General features: G+C 62.8%; 1 protein-coding gene. It reads left to right on the top strand.

The window, feature by feature from the left end:
* Positions 1-94: 94 nt before the first annotated feature.
* Positions 95-1450: an IS1380-like element ISPme1 family transposase gene (locus ACH0AE_RS17825; protein ID WP_012112698.1), complete on the top strand. Its 1356-nt coding sequence runs from the start codon at positions 95-97 to the stop codon at positions 1448-1450.
* The last annotated feature ends 221 nt before the right edge of the window (positions 1451-1671 follow it).

Below are 1671 nucleotides of genomic sequence, written 5' to 3'. Positions count from 1 at the left end.
CCCACATTCTCCAAGTAAGTCGCTGATTTCGCTGTCGTAATCGTGATATTTCGCATATAAATCATGGCGTTGACGGCTGCGAGGGGCGCGTTTCATGGATCACCTGGAGGGTGCGGGCTTGGCGCGGGGAGATCGGGTTGATTTCGACCGCCGTGTGCGTCTGGAGTTCCGTGGTGCGCAGATCAGTTCAGACGGTGGCCTGCTGGTGATGCGCGAGCTTGATGACGTGCTCGGCCTGTCCAATCTGGCGTCGGAGGCGCTGCGAGACAGCCGCACCGGGAAGAACACGCTCCATCGGCTTGACGGATTGTTCCGGCAATCGGTGTTCGGACGACTGGCCGGATACGAGGATGTGAACGATGCCGACCGCTTGGCCCTCGATCCCGTGATGCGTCAGGTCGTTGGCGGCAGGGCCGTCGAGGCGCAAGCTGCTTCGGCATCGCAGATGGGACGGTTCGAGACCGAGACGCTGGCTCTGGCCGCGAACCGGGCGGCGCTGGCCGATCTGAACGGCCAATGGATCGACCGGTTCCATGACCGCAACGGGTTGAAATACATCGTGCTGGACATGGACAGCTCGGTCAGCCCCACCCACGGCGATCAGGAAGGTGCTGCCTGGAACGGGCATTTCGACTGCACCTGCTATCACCCCATCTTCTTGTTCAACCAGTTTGGCATGCTGGAGCGCTGCGCCCTGCGTAACGGCAATGTCCACAGCGCCGATGGCTGGCGGGATGTCCTTGATCCCGTCATTGCCCGATATGCTGGCCGCGACCTTGGTGGACGCTTCTTCCGGGCCGACGCTGCCTACGCGATCCCCGCGATCTATATGCGGCTGGAAGAAGCCAGGTTCTTCTACGCCATCCGTCTGCCCGCCAACGCCGTCTTGCGCGAGAAGATCGCGCATCGGCTGACACGGCCCGTGGGACGGCCTTCGCTGACCAAGGTCAAACGGTTCTTCGAGGACTTCGAGTATCAGGCGGCGTCCTGGGACAAGCCGCGCCGCGTCATCGCCAAGATCGAATGGCATCCGGGCGAGCTGTTCCCCAAAGTCGGCTTCATCGTCACCAACCTGCCGATGGAGCCAGACTGGGTGGTGAGGTTCTACAACCAGCGCGGCACCGCAGAGCAGCACATCAAGGAAGGCAAATATGCCTTTCGCTGGACGCGGCTGTCATGCCGGAAGTTCCGGCACAACGAGGTGCGGCTGCAACTGCACGCGCTGGCCTACAACCTGGCAACCTTCCTGCGCTGCATCGAACTGCCCGAGGCCATGGCGGACTGGTCGTTGACCAGCCTGCAACTCAAGCTGATCAAGATCGGCGCCCGCGTCGTCCGCCACGCCCGCGCCATTACCTTCCAGTTGGCCGAGGTCGCCGTCACCGGCCCGATGGTGCGGGCCGTCCTTGCCGCCATCCGCCGTCTTCGAACGCCTCCGTCATGCGCATGACCACGATCCATGCCCAAGCTGAACGAAAGCGGCAGGACAGGTCCGTCTGCCGCGCGGAAAAGCGGCTCTGCCGGGCCAGAATGCTGCGGGTTCGAGGCTTGATCCACCCGACTTCGGCCGTTTGCGCGACGACAGACACCGCTCGGGGCGAAAAACGCTTGCCCAGCGAGCAAAATCAGGCGATCTTGAAGTCAAGCGGCAGGCCACTTGGGGAATGTCGG

Source organism: Sphingomonas sp. 179-A 2A2 NHS (assembly GCF_045371305.1).
Lineage (GTDB): Bacteria > Pseudomonadota > Alphaproteobacteria > Sphingomonadales > Sphingomonadaceae > Sphingomonas.
Note: the sequence above shows the minus strand (reverse complement) of the source record. Positions and strands in the feature narration are given on the sequence as shown.

Bases quoted from the DNA above. Each gene is read 5' to 3' on its own strand.
- ACH0AE_RS17825 (WP_012112698.1), top strand. From the start codon at position 95: ATGGATCACCTGGAGGGTGCGGGCTTGGCGCGGGGAGATCGGGTTGAT.